The 6,963-nt window shown below is 61.4% G+C and carries 7 protein-coding genes and 1 pseudogene; 7 read left to right on the top strand and 1 reads right to left on the bottom strand.

Going from position 1 to position 6,963, the window contains the following annotated elements:
• Positions 1–278: pseudogene (locus tag ACXJL8_RS29210) on the top strand (site-specific integrase); the annotation flags it as partial.
• Positions 203–529 carry a tyrosine-type recombinase/integrase gene (locus ACXJL8_RS29205; RefSeq protein WP_456623776.1) on the top strand — a complete coding sequence of 109 codons (327 nt, stop codon included), beginning with the start codon at positions 203–205 and terminating at the stop codon, positions 527–529. The pseudogene ACXJL8_RS29210 and the gene ACXJL8_RS29205, both read left to right, overlap by 76 nt.
• 802 nt (positions 530–1,331) lie before the next feature.
• Here ACXJL8_RS29205 and ACXJL8_RS29200 read toward each other — a convergent pair.
• Positions 1,332–2,234, bottom strand: coding sequence for a GNAT family N-acetyltransferase (locus ACXJL8_RS29200; protein ID WP_456623777.1), 903 nt, complete (start codon positions 2,232–2,234; stop codon positions 1,332–1,334).
• Positions 2,235–2,469: 235 nt separating this feature from the next.
• On the opposite strand from ACXJL8_RS29200, the gene ACXJL8_RS29195 reads away from it, so the two are divergent.
• The 5 genes from ACXJL8_RS29195 to ACXJL8_RS29175 form a co-directional block, all read left to right on the top strand.
• Positions 2,470–3,393: a 2-hydroxyacid dehydrogenase gene (locus ACXJL8_RS29195; protein ID WP_456686036.1), complete on the top strand. Its 924-nt coding sequence runs from the start codon at positions 2,470–2,472 to the stop codon at positions 3,391–3,393.
• Positions 3,394–3,405: 12 nt separating this feature from the next.
• A complete protein-coding gene (locus ACXJL8_RS29190; protein WP_456624247.1) occupies positions 3,406–3,756 on the top strand; it encodes a cupin domain-containing protein in 351 nt (116 codons plus the stop codon).
• Positions 3,753–5,216: an aldehyde dehydrogenase family protein gene (locus ACXJL8_RS29185; protein ID WP_456624246.1), complete on the top strand. Its 1,464-nt coding sequence runs from the start codon at positions 3,753–3,755 to the stop codon at positions 5,214–5,216. The genes ACXJL8_RS29190 and ACXJL8_RS29185 overlap by 4 nt, the downstream gene beginning before the upstream one ends.
• A 7-nt stretch (positions 5,217–5,223) precedes the next feature.
• Positions 5,224–6,267, top strand: a complete 1,044-nt coding sequence (locus tag ACXJL8_RS29180; protein ID WP_456624245.1) for a tartrate dehydrogenase — start codon at positions 5,224–5,226, stop codon at positions 6,265–6,267.
• A gap of 17 nt (positions 6,268–6,284) precedes the next feature.
• On the top strand, positions 6,285–6,963 hold a 679-nt coding region (locus ACXJL8_RS29175; RefSeq protein WP_456686035.1), incomplete at its 3' end, for an aldehyde dehydrogenase family protein.

Below are 6,963 nucleotides of genomic sequence, written 5' to 3'. Positions count from 1 at the left end.
ACCATCGGCAATTTATACCGATGGGACGGATCGTCAGATATGCCGTGGCGACGACTTTGCGCCAGGAAGAGATCTGCAAACCCGAGTGGCCACTGGTTGACATGAAAAAACGATTGGTGGTCATTCAAGACAGAAAGGATCCAAGGAATAAGGATGGAAATGACCAGAAGGTCCCTTTGCTCAACCTAACCGGCTATGACGCGTGGGAGGTCGTGCTTCAGCAGCGGATTGTGACTCGAGGCTATGGACGAATCTTTCCCATAACCACAGATCCGTAAGCGCGGCATTCACCCGGGCATGCGATGAACTCAAGATCGAAGACCTGCATTTCCACGATCTGCGTCACGAGGGAACGAGCCGCCTGTTCGAGGCAGGACTCCCAATTGAAAAGGTAGCACTGGTCACCGGTCACAAAGATTGGCGACAACTCCAGCGCTATACCAATCTCAAGGTTGAAGATCTTCTTAAGCTGCAATACGCACAGCAGCCGTCAATGGAAGAATTCATTGAGACGCTAGCAGCCTCCTAGAGGTCCACAATGTTGCGAGACGGTCGCGAGCCGCGTCGCACGAGAGTTGCGCTCGCAACTCGACGCGGCGCCCGGAGAGCCAGAATGCAAGAAGCAGGTCCACTCGTCCAATCTCTGCGAGTTGGCCGGGGCCGTCGCTGGTGCCACTTGGCGAAAATGATCACGCACATCGTCAACGAGTCTCGAAACCCGTCGACCGACACTAGGATCCCATCACGCCGTACCCAGCAACTTGCTCCGGCGTCGAGGCATTTAGTCGCTTTCGTTCCCCGCATCGGGCGCCATTTCGCCGTCCATCCGCCACGCAACTGTGCGATGGAGACGCGGCCGCGGACGGCAACATACCGCACTCTTTAACATCAACTGATAAGCTTTGCGACCAAAGCTTATCAGTTGGCAATTTGCTCCATTTGTCGGTTTCCCTTATCAATTCGCCAGGTGAATCCAGGCGCAGTCAACTGGTCAGCAGATAGCCGACTCGCGACTTTTCACACAGCCAGGGTCAAAACGAGACTTGCTGGACTGCTAGCGCCTCGTCCGCTTCTCGTAAGATTAACCGATTGAAAGACTTACATTCTCGCTCCAAGCCATCATGGGGAAGTTTGAGCTAGGTCCAGCCAGCAGGAGCCATTGAGATCCAATATGTACACTCCAACGGCCGCTTTGCGCCAAAAGCTGCCGTTTAGATACACGATCCGTATGCCTTTCCGTACAGAGCGGATCAGGCGCTTAGGGCCGTTACAGTTCGCTTAAAGAAAGCGATGCTCAAAGCGCTCCCGCGGCGAACACCCATTGATTTGCCTCAACCAAGCGCCTGGCTTGCCAGTGCGTAGGTTACGGGCATGCTTCCAGAATGCTCGTTGGGGTCACGGAAGTCTCCTCCCAGCGACATCGTCGTAACGGTGTCAAAAACAGCAAGGCCTGCTCGCGCCACGAAGGAGGAGAACTCGCCCTTGGCGAGGTGGCTATCGATTCGCAGAAACTCTCCCTCATGGGCAGTCATGTGCGGTGCGATTACGACGATCGCGTCCTTGTCATTTGACGCCACCACGGGCCCGATGACATGACCGCGTCCAAACGGGCGGCACAGCGCAAAGGCCTCGAGGCGGTCATGCCGGTAGAGTCCGAGCCCAGCTGATTGCTGCAAGAGAGCAGCAAGCAGCTCTGCGCGCGATGCGCCAAACCCCCGCGCATCGAGTTCAGCGACAGCCGCAAGATCCCCCTGGTCCAGACGACGCAGCTCGGCGCCTTCCGGAGTGCGGGGCATCTCGTCGGACCGCTGCGCCTCAGCTTGACGTTGAAACACCGTCCTCTCGGGACGGAAGCCTAGCGAACGATAGAGCTTGCGCGCTGCGCGCGTGGCATTGAGACGGAGATTGCGTTCCTTGCACTCGGAAAAAACGCGCTTCATGAGCCACTGTGCCGTGCCGCGTGCCTGAAGCCGGGGAGAGGTGATGACCATGCCAACAGTGGCAAAATCCGAGCCATGGGGAAACCACATCGCTGAGCCCAGTGCCCGTCCAATCTCATCGTGAGCGACGATGCCGTGGCCGACGTCCCGCAGAAACTGCCAATCCTCGGCGCGGTGCGGCCAGCCGACGCCGATCGAGAGCGCATGAAGCTGGTCCAGGTCGACCGTGTCGATGTCGACCGCACGCGCCTGGAACGCATCGATCGTCCGCGAAGCGGAACCGCGACTTTTCATGTCGTTCCTCTGATCGGCATTGGACGCCGCTCGAATGGTGGCAATTCGGACTCGTTACAAGGCATCAGCCAATCTCAGCATAGATCAGGCGTCGCGGCAGAATACATTTCAGAACGGCTGCCTCACGAAACAATCCACCAAATCGCCACCGCATTCGGCATGAAACCAGGGCGCCGCCCGTTACGATGGCTCCGTCCGGCGAACCCCGCCATTCTCTGCGCCTCAAGATAGACCCATGACTTTTCTCTTTAATTCCGACGCGCAGCGTGAGGCGGTGTTTCGCAGCGCCTTCGCCCGCGAACTCCCGGACCTTTCCTTCGCGAATGATCCGGCCACGGTCGATTCTGGCCTGGTGCGCTATGTCATCAGTTGGACGGTGCCGGAGGGGCTTGAGCGGTACCGCAATCTTGAGATCCTGTTTTCGGTCGGGGCCGGGGTCGACYAATTTCCGCTCGCGGCGCTTCCACCCGAGGTGAAGATCGTGCGGATGGTGGAAGACGGCATCATCCGAATGATGCAGGAGTACGTCACGCTCGCGGTGTTGGCGCTCCACCGCAACCTTCCTGCCTATGTCGATTTGCAGCGACGACGTGAATGGCGGGTGCTGTCGCAGAAGCAGGCCGCCGATCGGCGGGTCGGGCTGCTCGGGCTTGGCGTACTCGCCCGCGCCGTGCTGGAGAGCCTGAAACCTTTCGGCTTTGGCTTGAGTGGCTGGAGCCGATCGGACAAGACGATCGAGGGAATTGCAACATATTGCGGTCAAGCCGGGCTCAGCCAGATGCTCGCCGAGACCGACATCCTCGTCTGCCTGCTCCCTCTCACGGAGGAAACGCACGGAATGTTGGATCGCGACCTGTTTGCACAGTTGCCGAAAGGCGCAGCTCTCGTCCATGCGGGGCGCGGCGCACAGCTCGATCCGCTAGCGTTGCTCGCTGCCCTGGACACAGGTCATCTCGCCGGGGCCATGATCGATGTCACCGAACCAGAGCCTCTACCGGCCGATCACCCGCTATGGACTCACCCCGGAGTGCTGCTTACCCCGCATGTGGCAGGCGCAACGCAGGCGGAAACCGCTGCGCGCGCGGTCATCGACAACATCAAGCGACACGAGGCGGGTCTCGATCCCATCGGACTCGTGGATCGGACTCGCGGTTACTGAGAGGAGCTCAAAATGTTGCTGAAACTGATTGATCCAAATCCGACTTTCGCCCCGAAAGAATCGACGCCCTTGCCGGAGCGGCTCATTGCCGGCGCCCCCAACTACAAGACCTGGGCGCAGGACGTGGCCAAGGGTGAACGCGTGCATACCGGCGTCTGGGAGGCGACCCAAGGCGAGACACGTTCCATCAAGGGTGACACTTTCGAGTTCTGTCATGTCATCTCGGGCGTCGTCGAGATYACGCCCGACGGCGGCGCTCCTCTGACCTTCAGAGCTGGCGACAGCTTCCTCATGAAGCCCGGATTTACCGGCGTGTGGAAGACCGTCGAGACCGTCCGCAAGATCTACGTCACAGTGTCATGAGCCTCAGCTTCGACCCCGAGCAGATCTCGCTACCCGTCGGCCACTTCATAGGTGGTCGGCTGCTGGGTGCTCCCGGCCTGCTTCCGATGCGCCGCCCGTCGGATGGCTCATTCTACGCTGAATGTCCCATCGCGTCGGAGGAGATCGTGGACGACGCGGTCCAGACCGCCAGGAAGGCTTTGAAGACCAGCAACTGGGGCGGCGTGCGGCCGCGCGAGCGAGCCAACGTGCTGCGGCGATGGGCCGATCTGATGGAGAGCGAGGCCAAGGCACTCGCTCAGCTCGAGGCGGTTTCTTCGACCCGTCCGGTCGGTCAACTKGGTGCAGGAGACATCGCGGTCACTGCGGAGCAAATTCGCTTCTTTGCTGAATTCGCCGACAAGGAGGGCAGCGATCTCGTGCCCACCGACGACAAGCATCTCGGCATGATCATGACCGAGCCCTTCGGGGTCGTCGGCGCCATCACGCCCTGGAATTTTCCAGTCTCGATGGCTGGCTGGAAGCTCGGACCGGCCCTCGCGGCGGGGAATGCGGTCGTGCTGAAGCCGTCCGAGATGACGCCGTTCTCATCGATTTTTCTCGCCCAACTGGCGGTCAAGGCGGGCGTGCCTGCGGGACTCATCAATGTCGTGCTCGGCGATGGACCTACGACCGGCGCCGCCATCACGGGACATCCCGATATTGCCAAAGTGAGTTTCACCGGATCGACCGGTGCGGGATCTGCGATCATGGCCAATGTTGCGCGCTCCGGCATCAAGCCGATGACGCTCGAACTCGGTGGCAAGAGCCCGCAGATCGTGTTTGCGGACGCCGATCTCGAACAGGCCGCCGCCGCGATTGCCGGCAGCATCCTCGCCAACGCCGGTCAGGCCTGCGTCGCCGGATCGCGCCTGATCGCGCATGGCTCCGTGGCCGAGCCACTTGTTGAAGCCATCCTCGCCCGCATGAAAGCCGTTCGCGCAGGCCCTACTTGGGACGCCGCGACGACCTATTCTCCGATCATCTCGGAGCGGCAGCGCTCGAGAATTCACGCGATCGTGCAAGCAGCATGTGCGGAAGCCGCCGAATGTCTGACGGGTGGCGTACCGATGGAGGGCAACGGCTATTTCTATGCGCCGACGCTTCTTGCAAATGTGAAGCAATCGTCTCCCGCCATTAGCGAGGAAATCTTCGGACCCGTCCTGACGCTGCAGACATTCACGACCGAGGAAGAGGCATTGGCGCTCGCCGATCACCCGACCTACGGTCTCGCCGCCGGCGTCTTCACCCGCGATCTTTCACGCGTCTTGCGCATCACACGCGCACTTTCCGCCGGCACCGTGTGGGTCAATGGCTACGGCCGATCGCGCGACCACATCCTGCCGACGGGCGGCTACAAGCGCTCCGGCATCGGCAAGGACCTCGGCCGCGAGGCCTATCACGCAAACCGCCGCTCGAAGAGCGTGCTGATCCACCTGTAGAAGCTCCATGAAGAACTACGCAATTGCACTCATTCCGGGCGACGGTATTGGCAGCGAAGTGACGGACGCCGCATGGGCGGTGCTCGAAGCTGTCGCCACGCATTCGGGCTTTGCGCTCAGTGGCACCAGATTTCCATGGTCGTGCGCCTTCTACAAGGACACGGGCATGATGATGCCTGGCGACGGCCTCGATATGCTTCGGAAGTTCGACGCAATCCTGCTCGGCGCTGTCGGCTGGCCAGCGGAAGTACCAGACGCCGTGTCGCTGCATGGGCTCTTGCTGCCGATCCGCAAGGAGTTTACCCAATACGCCAACGTTCGGCCGCACCGCCTGCTCGCCGGCGTCAACGGCCCGCTGAAAGCGACCGAGTTCGACATCCTCTGCATTCGCGAAAACACTGAAGGCGAGTACGCGGGCGCCGGCGGACGCGTGCATCAGGGCACCTCCGACGAGGTGGCAGTCGAGACCGCGGTTTTTACGCGCGCCGGCGTGGAGCGAATCCTGCGCTTCGGATTCGAACAGGCGCGCAAGCGAAGCGGAAAGCTCGCCTCGGTCACAAAATCGAATGCCCAAAAATTCTCGATGGTCTTCTGGGACGAGATGACGCGGCGCATTGCCGCCGAATACCCGGATGTCGAAGTCAAAAGCTACCACGTGGACGCGCTCGCCGCGCGCATGGTCCTCGCGCCGGAGAGCCTCGACGTTGTCGTCGCCTCCAATCTCTTCGGCGACATCCTGACCGATCTCGGCGCGGCCATCCAGGGCGGACTCGGCTTTGCCGCCTCGGCCAACATCAACCCGGACCGCAGCGCCCCTTCGATGTTCGAGCCCGTTCATGGCTCCGCACCCGACATCGCCCGTCTCGGCATTGCCAACCCGATCGCAGCCATCTGGTCAGGGGCAATGATGCTCGACCATCTTGGCGAGCACGATGCTGCGGCTCGCATCATGGCCGCGCTGGAGGCGACCACCTCCCGCGGCATCGGTACGGTTCAAGGCAAGGAGCGGACCGGCGCCATCACCGCAGCAGTGCTTTCAGAGATTTCTTAACAGACGAGGATCGGAACATGCAGAAGCTGAGCGACGACGGGCTCTTCCGCCAGCAGGGCTTGATCGGTGGCGAATGGCAAGGAGCGCTGTCGGGCAAGACCATCGACGTGATCGATCCCGCGACGCAGATGGTTCTTGGCACGGTGCCGGACATGGGGCGGGATGACACACGGGCCGCCATTGCGGCCGCCGGCAAGGCCTACCCCGCCTGGCGCGCAAGAACGAACGCGGAGCGCGCTGCGCTTCTTGAGACCTGGCACGGACTCATGATCGCGCATCTGGACGATCTCGCGCGCGTTCTGACGCTCGAGCAGGGCAAGCCGTTGGATGAGGCCAAGGGCGAGATCCGCTACGGTGCCTCCTTCGTCAAATGGTTTGCCGAGGAAGCCCGCCGGATTGGCGGCACGACGATCCCATCACCAACGGCCGACCGGCGCATCGTGGTTCTCAAAGAGCCGATTGGCGTGTGCGGCATCATCACGCCCTGGAATTTTCCGAACGCGATGATCACGCGCAAGGTAGCGCCCGCGCTCGCGGCCGGTTGCACGGTCGTGATCAAGCCCTCCGATTTCACGCCCTACTCGGCGCTGGCTCTCGCGGTTCTCGCCGAGCGCGCCGGTATCCCCGCGGGCGTGATCAACGTCGTCACCGGCCTGCCGACGGAAATCGGCGCCGAGATCATGGCCAACGAAACCG

The sequence above is a fragment of the Bradyrhizobium sp. P5_C11_2 genome, from assembly GCF_054049755.1.
This window is presented reverse-complemented; position numbering and strand designations above follow the sequence as displayed.

Bases quoted from the DNA above. Each gene is read 5' to 3' on its own strand.
- ACXJL8_RS29200 (WP_456623777.1), bottom strand. From the start codon at position 2,234: ATGAAAAGTCGCGGTTCCGCTTCGCGGACGATCGATGCGTTCCAGGCG.
- ACXJL8_RS29180 (WP_456624245.1), top strand. From the start codon at position 5,224: ATGAAGAACTACGCAATTGCACTCATTCCGGGCGACGGTATTGGCAGC.